At 61.0% G+C, this 15,362-nt stretch carries 14 protein-coding genes; 6 read left to right on the top strand and 8 right to left on the bottom strand.

Translation table 11 applies throughout. The features are described from left to right. Positions 1–35: 35 nt before the first annotated feature. From emhC to emhA, 3 genes are read right to left on the bottom strand one after another with little or no spacing between them, the layout of a single operon-like run. Positions 36–1,496 carry an efflux RND transporter outer membrane subunit EmhC gene (gene emhC / locus ACQKP2_RS11045; protein ID WP_427576324.1) on the bottom strand — a complete coding sequence of 487 codons (1,461 nt, stop codon included), beginning with the start codon at positions 1,494–1,496 and terminating at the stop codon, positions 36–38. Then, positions 1,496–4,657, bottom strand: coding sequence for an efflux RND transporter permease subunit EmhB (emhB, locus tag ACQKP2_RS11040; RefSeq protein ID WP_427576322.1), 3,162 nt, complete (start codon positions 4,655–4,657; stop codon positions 1,496–1,498). The genes emhC and emhB overlap by 1 nt, the downstream gene beginning before the upstream one ends. A gap of 3 nt (positions 4,658–4,660) precedes the next feature. After that, complete coding sequence (gene emhA / locus ACQKP2_RS11035; protein WP_427576321.1) at positions 4,661–5,818, bottom strand: efflux RND transporter periplasmic adaptor subunit EmhA; 1,158 nt, start codon at positions 5,816–5,818, stop codon at positions 4,661–4,663. A 267-nt stretch (positions 5,819–6,085) separates the two neighbouring features. Here emhA and emhR point away from each other — a divergent pair, with 267 nt between their 5' ends. Then, positions 6,086–6,718, top strand: a complete 633-nt coding sequence (gene emhR, locus ACQKP2_RS11030; RefSeq protein WP_427576319.1) for an efflux system transcriptional repressor EmhR — start codon at positions 6,086–6,088, stop codon at positions 6,716–6,718. Between the two features lie 315 nt (positions 6,719–7,033). On the opposite strand, the gene ACQKP2_RS11025 is transcribed toward emhR, so the two are convergent. Genes ACQKP2_RS11025 through ACQKP2_RS11015 form a run of 3 tightly spaced genes read right to left on the bottom strand, consistent with a single transcriptional unit; the run spans position 7,034 to position 9,609 of the window. Continuing rightward, on the bottom strand, positions 7,034–8,083 hold the full coding sequence (locus ACQKP2_RS11025) for an alkene reductase (protein ID WP_427576317.1): 1,050 nt from the start codon (positions 8,081–8,083) through the stop codon (positions 7,034–7,036). Positions 8,084–8,104: 21 nt separating this feature from the next. Then, positions 8,105–9,271, bottom strand: coding sequence for an MFS transporter (locus ACQKP2_RS11020; RefSeq protein ID WP_427576316.1), 1,167 nt, complete (start codon positions 9,269–9,271; stop codon positions 8,105–8,107). A gap of 35 nt (positions 9,272–9,306) precedes the next feature. Continuing rightward, positions 9,307–9,609, bottom strand: coding sequence for an ArsR/SmtB family transcription factor (locus ACQKP2_RS11015; protein ID WP_007983055.1), 303 nt, complete (start codon positions 9,607–9,609; stop codon positions 9,307–9,309). A gap of 170 nt (positions 9,610–9,779) precedes the next feature. Between ACQKP2_RS11015 and ACQKP2_RS11010 the strand changes: the two genes are divergently transcribed. Then, positions 9,780–10,349, top strand: coding sequence for an ACP phosphodiesterase (locus ACQKP2_RS11010; protein ID WP_427576314.1), 570 nt, complete (start codon positions 9,780–9,782; stop codon positions 10,347–10,349). Between the two features lie 121 nt (positions 10,350–10,470). On the opposite strand, the gene ACQKP2_RS11005 is transcribed toward ACQKP2_RS11010, so the two are convergent. Both ACQKP2_RS11005 and olsB read right to left on the bottom strand, forming a co-directional pair. After that, entirely contained in the window at positions 10,471–11,262 is a 792-nt protein-coding gene (locus ACQKP2_RS11005) for a lysophospholipid acyltransferase family protein (protein ID WP_427576312.1), read from the bottom strand. Further along, a complete protein-coding gene (olsB, locus tag ACQKP2_RS11000) occupies positions 11,262–12,017 on the bottom strand; it encodes an L-ornithine N(alpha)-acyltransferase (RefSeq protein WP_427576310.1) in 756 nt (251 codons plus the stop codon). The genes ACQKP2_RS11005 and olsB overlap by 1 nt, the downstream gene beginning before the upstream one ends. A gap of 155 nt (positions 12,018–12,172) precedes the next feature. Here olsB and ACQKP2_RS10995 point away from each other — a divergent pair, with 155 nt between their 5' ends. The 4 genes from ACQKP2_RS10995 to ACQKP2_RS10980 all read left to right on the top strand — a co-directional run bounded on the left by ACQKP2_RS10995 (position 12,173) and on the right by ACQKP2_RS10980 (position 15,362). Continuing rightward, complete coding sequence (locus tag ACQKP2_RS10995) at positions 12,173–13,051, top strand: acyl-CoA dehydrogenase family protein (RefSeq protein ID WP_427576308.1); 879 nt, start codon at positions 12,173–12,175, stop codon at positions 13,049–13,051. Between the two features lie 167 nt (positions 13,052–13,218). Further along, positions 13,219–14,313, top strand: coding sequence for a serine hydrolase domain-containing protein (locus ACQKP2_RS10990; protein ID WP_427576307.1), 1,095 nt, complete (start codon positions 13,219–13,221; stop codon positions 14,311–14,313). Next, positions 14,310–14,633: an amidase gene (locus tag ACQKP2_RS10985; RefSeq protein ID WP_427576305.1), complete on the top strand. Its 324-nt coding sequence runs from the start codon at positions 14,310–14,312 to the stop codon at positions 14,631–14,633. Before ACQKP2_RS10990 ends, ACQKP2_RS10985 begins: the two co-directional genes overlap by 4 nt. A gap of 138 nt (positions 14,634–14,771) precedes the next feature. Next, positions 14,772–15,362 (top strand): YceI family protein, encoded by a 591-nt coding sequence (locus tag ACQKP2_RS10980; protein ID WP_427576303.1) that lies wholly within the window; start codon positions 14,772–14,774, stop codon positions 15,360–15,362.

Genomic DNA, 15,362 nt, shown 5'->3' with positions numbered 1-15,362 from the left:
CACCAAAAGGTGGGCTTCGTGTGTTCAAGGCGCTATCAGAAATACTTCATCTTCGGCGCTTCTTCTTTCAACGGCTCGTTCTTTGCCGTTTGTTCGTTCCAGCCACCACCGAGTGCCTTGTACAGATTGACCTGGCTGATCAACTGCGCCAGACGGTCGGTGATCAGCGACTGTTGCGAGGCGAACAGTTGGCGCTGGGCATCGAGGAACGTCAGGTTGCTGTCGACGCCAATGCGATAACGACGCTCGGCCAGACGGTAGTAGTCCTGGTTGGCGCTGACCAGATTGCGTTGTGCCTGTACCTGATCGGTATAGGTTCCGCGCGAGGCCAGGCCATCGGCGACTTCCTGGAAGGCCGTTTGAATGGACTTCTCGTAGTTCGCCACGCCAATGTCTTTCTGGATTTTCGAGTAATCCAGGCTGGCGCGCAGGCTGCCGGCGTTGAAGATCGGCAGGTTGATCTGCGGCTGGAACAGCCAGGTGCCCGAACCGCCCTTGAACAGCCCGGACAGGTCCGGGCTCAGGGTGCCGGCATTGGCGGTCAGGCTGATGCTCGGGAAGAACGCAGCCCGTGCCGCACCGATGTTGGCGTTGGCGGCCTTGAGGTTGTATTCGGCCTGAAGGATGTCCGGGCGACGTTGCAGCAGGTCCGACGGCAAGCCGGCCGGTACTTCAGCCAGCAAATCGTCGTTCAGCGGTCTGGCTGCCGGCAAGCCGCTCGGGACGCCAGTGCCGAGCAGCAGCACCAGGCTGTTTTCGTCCTGGGCAACCAGGCGGGTGTAGCGGGCCAGTTGTGCGCGGGCGTTCTCCACCGAGGTACGCGATTGCGCCAGGTCCAGCGCCGAGGCCACGCCGACTTCGTTGCTGCGTGCGGTCAGCTTGTAGCTTTCCTCGAACGCTGCAAGGGTGTCCTGGGTGACCTTCAGCAGTTCCTTGTCGGCCTGCCAGGTCAGGTAGGCGTTGGCCACGCTGGCCACCAGGCTGAGCTGGGTGCTGCGGCGTGCCTCTTCCGTGGCGAAGTACTTCTGCAACGCTTCTTCGTTCAGGCTGCGAATCCGGCCGAACAGGTCGAGTTCATAAGCGTTGACGCCGACGGTGGCCGAGTAGGAACTGGTAATGCCCGACTTGCCGGTCTGCGATGCATCGGCCGGAAGATGCTGACGAGTGCCGGTGCCATTGGCCGAGACGGCCGGGAACAGATCGGCGCGGGAGATGCGGTACTGGGCCGCGAACGCGTCGATGTTCAGGGCCGCGACACGCAGGTCACGGTTGTTTTCCAAAGCCACCTTAATCAGCTGTTGCAGTGCCGGGTCATGGAAAAACTGCCTCCAGCCTTGCTCGGCAGCCGCTTGCGCCGGTGCCTGTTCCGGCGAATACGCCGGCCCTTGCGGGTACTGGCCCGCCACCGGTGCTTCGGGTTGCTGATAGTCAGGTATCAGCGAGCAGCCACCGAGCACAAAGGCGGCGACTGCCAGGGAGAGTAGCGACTTGCTCATTAGCCAGCCTCTTTAGAAGGTTCAATGGCAGCGTCCTGGTCGGCGATTTTGCGCTGGCCCATGGACGATACGGTGACAAAGAACAGCGGGACCCAGAAGATCGCCAGTACGGTGGCGGTGATCATACCGCCAATTACACCGGTACCGATGGCGTGCTGGCTACCGGAACCTGCGCCCGTGGATATCGCCAGTGGTACCACACCAAGGACGAACGCAAGCGAGGTCATGATGATCGGTCGCAGACGCATGCGACAGGCTTCGATCGCCGCATCGCGCAGGCTGCGCCCGTGCTCGTGCAGTTCCTTGGCGAACTCGACGATCAGGATGGCGTTTTTCGCCGCCAGACCGATGGTCGTCAACAGGCCCACCTGGAAATACACGTCGTTGGACAGGCCACGAAGACTGGTCGCCATCAACGCACCAATGATCCCCAGCGGCACCACCAGCATCACCGCAATCGGGATCGACCAGCTTTCATACAGCGCCGCCAGGCACAGGAACACCATTAGCAGCGACAGGGCGTACAGCGCCGGTGCCTGGGAGCCGGACAGACGTTCCTCGTAGGACAGACCGGTCCAGGAAATGCCCACGCCCGCCGGCAGTTTCTTGGCCAGGGCTTCCACCTCGGCCATGGCCTCGCCGGTGGAGTAGCCCGGTGCCGGGGCACCCAGGATTTCCATCGCTTCCACGCCGTTGTAACGGGCCAGCTTCGGCGAGCCGTAAATCCACTCACCCTTGGCGAAGGCCGAGAACGGAACCATGGTGCCTTCGCGGTTGCGCACGTACCACTTCTGCAGATCTTCAGGGCTCATGCGCGCGCCTGGCTTGCCCTGGATGTAGACCTTCTTGACCCGACCACGGTCGATGAAGTCGTTGACATAGCTACTGCCCAGGGCAATCGACAGGGTGTTGTTGATGTCGGCGATGGTGATGCCCAGGGCACTGGCCTTCTCGTCATCGATTTCCAGTTGGTACTGCGGCTCGTCGTTCAGACCGTTCGGACGGACCTGAGCCAGCACCTTGCTTTGCGCGGCCATGCCCAGGAACTGGTTACGGGCTGCCATCAGCTTGTCGTGACCGATACCGGCACGGTCTTGCAGGAACACGTCGAAACCGGTGGCGTTACCCAGTTCCAGTACCGCCGGAGGCGCGAAGGCAAACACCATGGCGTCACGGAAGGTGAAGAAGTGCTGCTGGGCACGGGCTGCGACCTTGAACACGCTGTTGTCGGCGTTACGCTCGTCCCACGGCCTGAGCATGATGAATGCCATACCCGAGCTCTGGCCACGACCGGCGAAGTTGAAGCCGGTCACGGTAAACACCGAGTTCACCGCATCGCCTTCACCGCCGTCCTTGCCCGGACGCAGCAAAAATTCACGCATCTCGTCGACGACCACCTGGGTGCGCTGAGATGTCGAGCCGGCCGGGGTCTGTACCTGGGCGAACAGTACGCCCTGGTCTTCTTCCGGCAGGAACGCCGTCGGAATGCGGGTGAACAGCCAGATCATGCCGACCACGATGATGACGTACGCCAGCAGGTACGGCGCCTTGCGCGCGAGAATGTTGCCCACGCCGCGCTCGTAGTTTTTGACGCCACGGTCGAAGGTGCGGTTGAACCAGCCGAAGAAGCCGCGCTTGGGAGTGCCGTGTTCACCTTTTGGAATGGCCTTGAGCATGGTGGCGCACAGGGCCGGGGTGAAGATCAGGGCTACCAGTACCGACAGGGCCATGGCCGAGACGATGGTGATGGAGAACTGCTTGTAGATCACACCCGTCGAACCGCCGAAGAACGCCATCGGCAGCAGTACCGCCGACAGCACCAGGGCGATACCGACCAGCGCGCCCTGGATCTGCCCCATGGATTTCTTGGTGGCTTCCTTGGGTGACAGGCCTTCTTCGCTCATGACCCGTTCGACGTTTTCCACCACGACGATGGCATCGTCCACCAGCAAGCCGATGGCCAGTACCATGCCGAACATGGTCAGGGTGTTGATGCTGAAACCGGCTGCGGCAAGGATGCCGAACGTACCGAGCAGCACCACCGGCACGGTCATGGTGGTGATGACGGTGGCGCGGAAGTTCTGCAGGAACAGGAACATCACCAGGAACACCAGCACGATCGCCTCGACCAGGGTTTCAACCACACCCTTGATCGACTCGGTCACCACCGGGGTGGTGTCGTACGGGAACACCACTTCCATCCCTTCCGGGAAGAATGGCTTGAGGTTGTCGATGGTCTTGCGCAGCGCCTTGGCGGTGTCCAGGGCGTTGGCGCCTGTGGCCAGTTTCACGGCCAGGCCGGATGCCGGTGCACCGTTGAACTGGGCGTTGATGCTGTAGTTTTCACCGCCCAGACCCACTTCGGCGACATCTCGCAGGCGCACCTGGGAGCCGTCCTTGTTGACCTTGAGCAGGATCTTGTCGAACTGCTCGGCGGTTTGCAGACGGGTCTTGCCGATGATCGTCGCGTTCAGTTGTGTACCCGGCAGGGCAGGCAGGCCGCCGAGCTGACCGGAAGAAACCTGGACGTTCTGCGCCGCCACGGCGGTTTTGACGTCGACCGGGGTCAGGTTGTACTTGTTCAACTTGGCCGGATCGATCCAGATGCGCATCGCATACTGGGAGCCGAACACCTGGAAGTCACCGACACCGGCAGTCCGCGAGATCGGGTCCTGCATGTTCGACACGATGTAGTTGGACAGGTCGTCCTTGGTCATGCTGCCGTCACGCGATACCACGCCGATCACCAGCAGGAAGTTTTTCACTGCCTTGGTCACGCGGATGCCCTGCTGCTGTACTTCTTGCGGCAGCAACGGGGTGGCCAGGTTCAATTTGTTCTGAACCTGAACCTGGGCGGTGTCGGAGTTGGTGCCTTGCTCGAAGGTCGCGGTAATGGTCATGGTGCCGTCGGAGTTACTTTCCGACGAGACATAACGCAGGTTATCGATACCGTTGAGCTGCTGCTCGATCACCTGCACCACCGTGTCCTGCACGGTTTGTGCAGACGCGCCTGGGTAGGTCACCTGAATCGCGATGGCCGGAGGAGCGATGCTCGGGTATTGGTTGATCGGCAGTTTGAGAATCGAGAGTGCGCCGACCAGCATGATCACCAGGGCGATTACCCAGGCGAAAATCGGACGGTCGATAAAAAATTTCGACATGGTTTATTCCCCTTTGCCGCTGGAAGCCTGCTCAGCGGACTTGGCGGGGGCCGGGTTCTTTACTGCAACGTTGGTCGCCTCACTGGCCTTGACTTCGATGCCGGGTTTGACGAATTGCAGTCCTTCGGTGATCAGGCGATCACCAGCCTTCAGGCCGTCTTCGATCAACCATTGGTTGCCGACAGTACGGTTGGCCTTGAGCTGGCGCAGTTCGACCTTGTTGTCGGGACCGACGACCAGTGCGGTCGGCGTGCCCTTGAGGTCGCGGGTCACGCCTTGCTGGGGCGCCAGAATGGCTGCGCTGTTCACACCGGCCTGCAACTGGGCGTGTACGAACATGCCTGGCAAAAGCGTGTGGTCGGGGTTGGGGAACACGGCACGCAGCGTGACGGAACCGGTGGTCTGGTCGACCGAGACTTCAGAGAACTCCAGCTTGCCGTCCAGTTTGTACTGGCTGCCATCTTCCAGCGTCAGTTTGACCGCGGCGGCATTGTCGCCGGCCTTCTGCAAGCGGCCGCTTTCCAGTTCACGGCGCAATTGCAGCAGTTCGACCGAAGACTGGGTGACATCGACGTAGATCGGGTCAAGTTGCTGAATGACGGCCATTGCCTCGGCCTGGCCGTTGCTGACCAATGCGCCTTCAGTGACCGAAGAGCGACCGATGCGGCCGGTCAGCGGCGCATAGACTTTGGTGTAGCGCACATTGATTTGGGCTGTTTGCAGTGCGGCTTCCGACTGCAGGCGATTGGACACGGCGGTGTCGTATTCCTGGCGGCTCACGGCTTGTTCGTCGACCAGTTGCTTGTAGCGGTCGGAAATCGACTTGGTCGAACGCAGATTGGCTTCAGCGCTTTTCAGGGTCGCTTCGTAGACCGACGGATCGATCTGGTACAGCTGCTGGCCGGCTTTGACATCACCGCCTTCCTTGAACAGACGCTTGAGAATGATGCCGTTGACCTGCGGGCGCACTTCAGCAATACGGAACGCGCTGGTACGGCCCGGCAGATCCGAGGTCAGCGTAAACGTTTGCGGCTGCAGGGTGACGACGCCGACCTGAGGCGGTGGGGCGGCCGGTGCCGCTTCTTCCTTTTTGCATCCGCTTAGCAGCGATGCCAGGGCGACGGCGGCGACCAGAGCGGTAACAGCTGGCTTGAATTGCATGAAAATCCTCGGGTCAGGCACGTAGAAAACGCACAAGAAAAGATGGAAGGTTAAAAATAGGGTACAGGGTGGATAAGTAGCTTGCTAATGAATATACTTACGTTCACGGTTGTTTGTAAATACCCTGGCTGCGTATCACTGCCGTTACAGAAGCCGTCGAAAAGCTGAAATTGCAGGCACGGGGACGATACCGAAGAGCGCTCGCCCCACTTTCATTCAGCGAATATCCAGACATCGCTGAAGCATCCTGATCGAGGTTTTACTGCCATGGTTCGTCGTACCAAAGAGGAAGCCCAAGAAACCCGCAGCCAGATACTCGAGGCGGCCGAAAAGGCCTTTTACGAGCGGGGCGTGGCCCGTACGACGCTGGCGGACATTGCGACCCTGGCCGGTGTCACCCGCGGTGCCATCTACTGGCATTTCAGCAACAAGGCGGATCTGCTGCAGGCCATGCTCGATACCTTGCATGAGCCGCTGGATGAAATGGCCAAGGCCAGCGAAAGCGAGGATGAACTCGACCCGCTGGGCTGCATGCGCAAGCTGTTGATCCAACTGTTTCATCAAGTTGCCAAGGACCCGAAAACCCGACGCATCAACGAAATTCTGTTTCATAAGTGCGAATTGACCGATGAAATGTGCGACCTGCGTCAGCAACGGCTGACCGCCAGTCTCGATTGCAATGTGCGAATCGGCCTGGCCCTGAGTAATGCCGTGAAACGGGGCCAGTTGCCGGAAAACCTCGACACTGCCCGCGCCGCCATCAGTTTGCATGCCTACATCGATGGCATCCTGTATCAGTGGCTGCTGGCCCCCGACAGCTTTGAACTGCACGCTGAGGCCGAGCGGTGGGTCGACACCGGGCTGGACTTACTGCGCTTGAGTCCTGGCCTGCGCCATTGAAACAAAATGCGTAATCGGCTTCCCATGTGTCAACCGTTGCAGCCCTGGATGAACAGTTCTTCATGCGCCAAGGGACAGTGGGGAGCTTTTATATACTCACACTCGACGGCTTGACAGGTAGCAAGCTCAGTATTTTGTAGGGAATTTGTGTCGCCCCCTGTAGGAGCGAGCAAGCTCGCGATGGTCGTCAACGATTACCCGGGCTGTCTGGATGCCCGCGTTGCCCGAACGTCCATCGCGAGCTTGCTCGCTCCTGTAGACAACAAAAAGCCCCGGCTCTTTCGAGTCGGGGCTTTTGTGTTTCGAGGGGAAGGCTTACAGCGTCGGATAGTCGATATAGCCGACAGGACCTTTGCCGTAGAACAGTTCCGGACGCGGCTCGTTCAGCGGTGCATCAGCCTTGAGACGGGCCGGCAGGTCCGGGTTGGCGATGAACGGGATGCCGAAGGCCACCGCATCGGCCTTGCCGTCGGCCAGCCAGGCGTTGGCGCTGTCCTTGCTGAAGCGTTCGTTGACGATGTACGGACCGCCGAAGGCTTCCTTGATTTTCGGGCCGAGGCTGTCGTCGGCCTCTTTCTCGCGGGAGCAGATGAACGCAATGCCGCGTTTGCCCAGTTCGCGAGCGACGTAGGTGAAGGTTTCGGCCAGGTTGTCGTCCCCCATGTCATGGGCGTCGGCACGTGGTGCCAGGTGCACACCGACACGGCCGGCGCCCCAGACTTCGATCGCGGCATCGGTGACTTCCAGCAACAGGCGTGCACGGTTTTCCAGGGAGCCGCCATAGTTGTCGGTCCGCTGGTTGGTGCTGCTTTGCAGGAACTGGTCGAGCAGGTAGCCGTTGGCGCCGTGGATTTCCACACCGTCGAAACCGGCCGCCTTGGCGTTCTCGGCACCGACGCGGTAGGCGTCGACAATATCGGCGATTTCAGCCGTTTCCAGAGCACGCGGAGTCGGGAAGTCGGACAGCGGACGAACCAGGCTGACGTGACCTTTGGGCTGGATGGCACTCGGCGCGACCGGCGCTTCTCCATTGAGGTACGAGGGGTGCGATACCCGACCCACGTGCCACAGTTGCAGGAAGATCTTGCCGCCGGCGGCATGGATGGCCTTGGTCACGTTGGTCCAGCCGCGTACCTGGTCGTTGGACCAGATGCCGGGGGTGTCCGGGTAGCCGACGCCCATTGGCGTGACCGAAGTGGCCTCGCTGAGAATCAGGCCCGCCGACGCACGTTGTACGTAGTATTCAGCCATCAGGGCGTTGGGCACGCGACCTTCGTCAGCGCGGCAGCGGGTCAGCGGAGCCATGATGATGCGGTTGGACAGTTCGAGGTCGCCCAGTTTGATCGGATCGAAAATAGTCGTCATGAATTAACTCTCTTTGTGAGATCAGTTAGTTGCCGGTGCCAGTTCGGGATTGCCGCTCTGGCGAAAAGTGATCAGGGTCAGCAGCAGGGCGAGTACCGCCAGCGCGGCTGCCGCGAGGGGGATGCTGGTCAAGCCGAAACCGTGGGTGATGACGCTGCCGCCGACCCAGGCACCCAGGGCGTTGCCGACGTTGAACGCGCCGATGTTGAGGGTGGAAACCAGGTTGGGTGCAGCCTTGCCGTAGGTCACCACGTTGACCTGCAGGGCGGGTACGGCGGCAAAGCATGCGGTGGCCCAGAGGAACAGGGTGATTTCGGTCGGAATCAGCGCAACGCTGGTCCAGGTCAGTACGGTGCTGACCACGGCCATCGAGATAAAGACGCCGATCAAGGTCGCAGCCAGGCCTTTGTCGGCCAGTTTGCCGCCGATGATGTTGCCGACGGTCAGGCCCAGGCCGATGAGCATCAGGGTCCAGGTCACGCCACGGGGCGAGACACCGGTGACTTCGCCCAGCAGAGGCGCGACATAGGTGAACAAGGCGAATACCGAGGCGGCGAACATCACCGTCATGCTCAGGGACAGCCAGATACCGGCGCCTTTGAGGGCGCGCAGTTCGGCGCGCATGTCGAGTTTTTCTTCATCGCGCTTGGCCGGCAGGAAGCGGATCAGGCCGATCAGCGCCACCACGCCAATTATGGTCACCGCCCAGAAGGTCGAGCGCCAGCCGGCTTCCTGACCGAGCGCGGTGCCCAGCGGCACGCCCAGTACGTTGGCCAGAGTCAGACCGGTGAACATCAGGGCCACAGCTGAAGCGCGCTTGTTGGCCGGCACCAGGCCTGCGGCCACGACCGAGCCGATGCCGAAGAAAGCACCATGGCACAGGGCGGTGACCACACGGGCGAACATCAGCACGTTGTAGTCCCCGGCCACTGCGCACAGCAGGTTGCCGACAATGAAGATGCCCATCAACGCGACCAATGCGGCCTTGCGCGGCAGTTTGGCGGTGGCCATTGCCATGAACGGTGCACCGATGGCCACGCCCAGGGCGTAACCGGTCACCAGCCAGCCGGCACCGGGGATCGAGACACCGAGGTCCGCCGCCACGTTGGGCAGCAAGCCCATGATGACGAACTCGGTGGTGCCGATGGCGAAGGCGCTCAAGGCCAGAATAAGTAGCGAGAGAGGCATGGGGTAATTCCTTGTCGGCCGGCTGACGTGAAGGGTCAGAGCTCTTTACTGAAGGTCTTGAGGAACTCCTGAATGGTTTCCTCATTGCGTTTGAAAAAATGCCACTGGCCGACTTTGCGGCTGCTGATCAGGCCGGCGCGTTGCAGGGTCGCCAGGTGTGCGGACACCGTGGACTGCGACAGGCCGCAACGTTGATCGATCTGCCCGGCGCAAACGCCGTGCTCGTTGCTGTGGGACTGGTCGGGAAATTCGACGGTCGGGTCCTTGAGCCAGTGCAGGATTTCTCGCCGTACCGGGTGTGCCAGGGCTTTTATTATTTCGTCGAGGTTGATGGTCATGATGTGGGCTCGTGATGTTTAAAACGCTATATCGCGATGAGGCGAACTTTAAATCGGTATTTCGCGATATACAAATATGATTTGGATCTGATCCGCTCAGATTTCGGTATATCGAGTTATAACGATACGTTAAGTGTAACGATACAAGGCGGCAGTGCTAAGCTGCGCCCATGAACTATCTCGCACATCTTCACCTCGGTGGCCAGCGTCCCGGCCAATTGCTCGGCAGTCTGTATGGCGATTTCGTCAAGGGACGCCTGAGTGGACAGTTCGATCCGGAAATCGAGGCGGCCATCCAACTGCATCGCAGCATCGACATGTTCACCGATCGCCATCCGTTGGTGGACGCGTCGTTGTCACGTTTTTCCCTGACACGAAGGCGCTACGCCGGGATCGTCCTGGACGTGTTTTTCGACCATTGCCTGGCACGGGACTGGGCGTTGTACGCGGACCGGCCGCTTGCGCAGTTCACCTCGGACGTTTACCGGGTGCTGTCTGCCCAGCCGCAACTGCCGGAGCGTCTGGCGAAGATCGCGCCGCACATGGTGGCCAATGACTGGCTGGGCTCGTATCAGGAATTTGAAGTGCTGGAGCAGGTACTGCGGGGGATTTCACGGCGATTGACCCGGCCTGAGGAACTGGCGGCGGCGATGCAGGAGTTACGTGTGCTGTACGAGCCGTTGAGCGAGGATTTTCGCTTGTTCTATCCGCAGTTGCAGGATTTTGCCCAGAACCGGTAACACACATTCTGTAGGAGCGAGCACGCTCGCGATGGAGCCCCGGACGACGCGGGAATCCAGACAGCCCGCGTTATCGTTAACGACCATCGCGAGCCTGCTCGCTCCTACAGGAAATCTGCATTCAGGCGGCGATGGCGGGGCGCATCGGTGCTCGCGCAGGTTCGACGATCGTGCCAAACAATGCCTTGTGCACCGCCTGCTGCGCTTCGAACGCCAGCGCGGCACGTTCGCGTCCCTGGCACGGGATCGGCTTGAGCAGATGAATGTCCACTGTGCCCCGGTCGTTGGCGAACAGGCGCATCAGGTGCGAGAGCAAATCGTCGTCGCCAATGAACGGGGCCAGCGTGCAGGACTCGCCGTCGCGGGCATAACGAATCGCCACCGGTTGCAGTGCGACTTGCGAGTCGATCGCCGCCGACAGCAGGCGGCCGTGGAAGGTGCGCAGCGAGCGGCCATCGGTGGTGGTGCCTTCCGGAAACATCAGCAACGGATACGCCTGCTGCAGATGGCGGGTCATTTGTTTGCGGATCAGTTGGCTGTCGCCCGAACCGCGACGGATGAACAGGCTACCGGCCTTGGCCGCCAGCCAGCCCGCCACCGGCCAGGTACGCACTTCGGCCTTGGACAGGAACGACAACGGCGTGAGCATCCCCAGCAACGGGATGTCTGTCCAGGACACGTGGTTGCTGACCCAGAGCATCGGTGTCTGTGGCAATTGACCGTGCACCTTCACATCGAAAGGCAATGCATTGCTCAGGCGTGCCATGAAAAAGCGCGACCAGCGCTGGCGGCGCGCCATTGAGTGAGACAGTCCCAGGCGCTCGAACACGCCGAACACACTGGCCATGCCCAGGCCGAGTGCGACCACCAGCAGCACCCGCGCGATTCGCGCGTACACCCGCAGCCGACGCATCACACTGCCGCCTTGAAGTGTTTGGCGTAGCGCGGGCACAGCTCGTCGCGCTTGAGCAGGATGAAGACGTCGGCAACCTGGAAGTCTTCGTCCCAGCATGGCTCGCCGCATATCTTCGCCCCCAGGCGCATGTACGCCTTGAGCAGTGGCGGCATTTCGGTAATCACGTTCGAGGGAATATCCAGCGCCGGCAGAGGTTTTTTCGGCTCGGCCCGCAGGTATTCATTGCACAGGTAGCGTTCGCGCAGGCGCTGCATGATCGCGTGGGCCTGAATGCCGCCATCCTGCATCGGGATGCTCGCACAGCCCATCAGGTAGCTGTAACCGCCCTGATTCAGTACTTCGGCCAGTTCGCTCCAGAGTACGGCGATGGTGCCGCCGTTGCGGTAAGCCGGGTCGACGCAGGTGCGGCCGAGTTCCAGGATCGGGCCTTGCAGATGGGACAAACCGTGCAGGCTGAATTCTTCTTCGCTGTAGAACTTGCCCAGGGTGCTGGCGGCGCTGTGGTCCAGCAGGCGGGTGGTCGCCACCAGGCGCCCGGTGTTCAGGTCACGCACGCCGATATGGGTGCAGTGAACATCGTAGTCATCCATGTCCAGACCCAGTTCAGCCCCTTTGAGTTTGGCGTTGAATTCACCGCTAAATACATTGAAGCGCAAGGCCTGGGCTTCCTGCAGCGCCTCGGCGCCAACAAGGCGTTCGGCTTGCAGGCGGCGTTCGTTGCCGGTGTCGCTGATGCGGGCGATCTGAGTCATGGCGATTCTCCGTGCGGGCTGCTCACCCGTCTTTGGGTTACAGCGGATCGACTTTCTTTATGCAGCCTTGTTGTGCAAAGTCAGGCTATGTAGCCCCGGTGTCATCGCCGTTAAGCTTTGGTGATGCTTATATGACAGCCCACAAGGAACCTCTTATGCCCTGGCAGACCCTGTTGAACCGCCGTGAACGCTTGCCTGCCAACCACGATCTGGGTGAGGGATACGCCACGTTGCTGCAGCAGCTGGGTAGCGTGACGCCGTTTGAACTGGCGGTGGCGGGCGGGCGCCTGATGGCGACACCGGGCCTGGCGTTTCTGATGGGCTATCAGGCTGCGTTGCGCATGCTCTGGCCGAGCGCGCCGCTGAGCCTTGGGGCCATGTGCGCGACCGAGCAGCGCAGTCTTCGGGTCGCCGATATGCAGACCCGTCTGCAGGACCTGCGCTTGACCGGACGCAAGGATTTCGTCACGGCCGGCGATGCCGCCGACTGGTTGCTGATTGCCGCCCGCAGTGAACAACAGGGCGAGGCCCCACGCCTGAGCCTGGCGGTGGTCTATGCCGGTGAGCCGGGCGTACGGGTCGAACCTCTGCCTGCCATCGCGCTGATGCCGGACATCAGCCACGGCCGGGTACATCTCGATCAAGCACAGTGTGAGTTGCTGGCCGGCGATGGTTGGGATGCCTACGTCAAGCCGTTCCGTACCCTGGAAGACACCTGTGTGCTCAGCGCCATGACTGCCTGGTTGTACGGCGTCGGGCAGGACAGCAACTGGCCGCAACACCTGCAACTGCGCTTGCTGGCGCTGCTGGCCGGTTGCGCGGAAGTCAGCCGGCAGGCGCCAGGTAGCCCGTCGGGACATGTGCTGCTGGGGGGATTGTTTGCGCAGTTCGAGGCGCTCAAAACTGAGGTGAACCAAGCGCTGGCCGAGGGGCCGTCATTGTGGGCGACGATGTGGCAGCGTGATCAGGCCGTGATGGATCTGGCGGCGATGGCGCGGGCCAAGCGGTTGGCCAAGGCATTGGTGCAGATCTGAAGTGCCCCATCGCGAGCAGGCTCGCTCCCACATGTAAATGCACATCCATTGTGGGAGCGAGCCGGCTCCGGGCGGCGATCCGACGGCAATTTAGCTGGCAACACAAAATCCGGAATTGTCATCAACACCGGCTAGGCTCAGCAGGTTAACTCCCAAGAGCCGCCACCATGTTCAAAGGCTTGTCCCTGATTCTCCTGTCTTTGCTCAGCCTCACTGTTCATGCCGAAACCTGGCCCGCCGAGCAATGGCCGACGGCTCCGACGCCTGCCGGTCCAGCGCTTGCAGCGCTGGAGCAGTATGCCTTCCCGCCCCGCGATGATACGTCCCGCCAGGGTATTCGCACCGACGCCTTGCTGGTGATTCGCGACGGGCAATTGATCTATGAGCGCTACGCCGGCCCGACCACGGCCGATACACCGCACCTGACCTGGTCCATCAGCAAAAGCCTGATGGCCACCGTTCTTGGCGTGGCCTATGGCGAAGGCTTGTTCAGGCTCCAGGACCCGGTACAAAAATTTTACCCGCCACTCAAAAAGCACCCGGACCTGACCATGGCCGACCTGCTGCACTGGGCATCGGGCCTGGACTGGCAGGAGGACTATGAATATGCACCGTTGAAGTCCTCGGTGGTGGCCATGCTCTATACCCGTGGCCACCCGGACATGGCCGCGTTCACCGCAGGTCACGATAGCTACGCCGCACCGGGGCAGGCGTTTCGTTATTCCAGCGGTGACAGCAATCTGTTGTCCGCCGCGTTGAAAACCATGGTCGGTCCGCAGCTCTATGCGGACTATCCCTGGAAGGCGTTGTTCGAGCCATTGGGTATTGGCCATGCGGTATGGGAAACCGACGCCACCGGCACATTCGTTGCCTCGTCCTATGCCTACCTCACGGCACGTGACCTGGCGCGCATCGGTTTGTTGATGGCCCGTGACGGCCGTTGGGGCGACAAGCAGCTGTTGCCCGGGGACTGGGTCGCCTTCAATCGCGAACCGTTCGCGCAGTACCGCGCCAATCAGGATGACGCGGTTCCCGGCGGTCATTGGTGGTTGAACCGGGCGGTCGAGGGCGCGTCACGCCCCTGGCCCGATGCCCCCGCCGACACATTCGCTGCGCTGGGGCACTGGGGGCAAGCGATGTACGTGATCCCAAGCCAGCGCCTGGTGATCGTGCGTTATGCCGATGATCGCGACGGCAGTTACCGGCACAACGAACTGCTCAACCTCGCGCTCAAGGCGTTCGCCGGGGAGGTGCAGCCATGACCGTCTTGTTGCGCCGCCGTCCGATTCGTTCCCTGCTGCTGATCCTGCTGCTGGTGATACTGGGGTGGACCTGGCACGAACGCGTGGCGCTGTGGGCGTTCCCCGACATCATCAGCGCCTACACCGCCAAGGAGTACTGTTCGTGTCGTTATGTGATGCACAACGACGCCGAGTATTGCCATGCCTATGTAAAGCAGTGGCTGCCGGTCAGTGGCTTTACTGAAGACAGCACGGCCAGGCGTATCACCGTCAATGGCATGGGGCGCAGTAATAGCGCCGTATGGATCGGCGAGCACGAGGGCTGTCGTCTGTCTCCGTAACCGGCTCTTGCCGATGAATCAGGCAATGGCCTGAATTGAACTTGTGACGGATCAAGGACTCAAGGCAACAGAAAGTTTGCAAGCTGTGTCAGGCCAGTTAAGGTTCAGCACAGGTTTATCTGCCTTCCATGAGTTTCTATGTCCAAGCGGTCAGTCTGCAAAACCCTTGCTTGCCTGTTGTTGGCCGGTGCTTCGCTGTCGGTTCGTGCCGAATGGTATCTGGACGGCGAATCCTCGCGGCTGTCGTTCGTCAGCACCAAAAATGCCAGTGTTTCCGAGGTGCAGCGCTTTCTTGTATTGCATGGCAAGGTCGATCCCGAAGGGCTGGCGCAGGTAGAAGTCGAGCTTGATTCGATCAGCAGCGGCATCCCTTTGCGCGACGAGCGCATGCGCAAGGAGCTGTTCCAGATCCAGACGTTTCCCCAGGCACTGATCACCACACGCATCGACCTTCGCCCGATCAACGACCTGGCCCCCGGTGCGCAGCTGGAATTACGACTACCGCTGACCGTCGACCTGCATGGCAAACAACAGGTCTACAACGCCGAGCTGCTGGCCACGCGTCTCGATGATCGGCGCTTTCAGGTGGTGACCCTGGAACCGCTGGTGATCAATGCCGAAGACTTCGACCTGGCGCCGGGGCTGGAAGCGCTGCGCAAGGTCGCGGGATTGTCGGCCATCAGCTTGTCGGTGCCGGTGGGTGCGGTACTGATTTTCGCGGCGCGCTGA

The sequence above is a fragment of the Pseudomonas sp. NPDC089569 genome (assembly GCF_050280625.1).
GTDB lineage: Bacteria > Pseudomonadota > Gammaproteobacteria > Pseudomonadales > Pseudomonadaceae > Aquipseudomonas.
The sequence above is the reverse complement of the archived record's forward strand: the minus strand, read 5'-3'. Positions and strand labels throughout refer to the sequence as shown.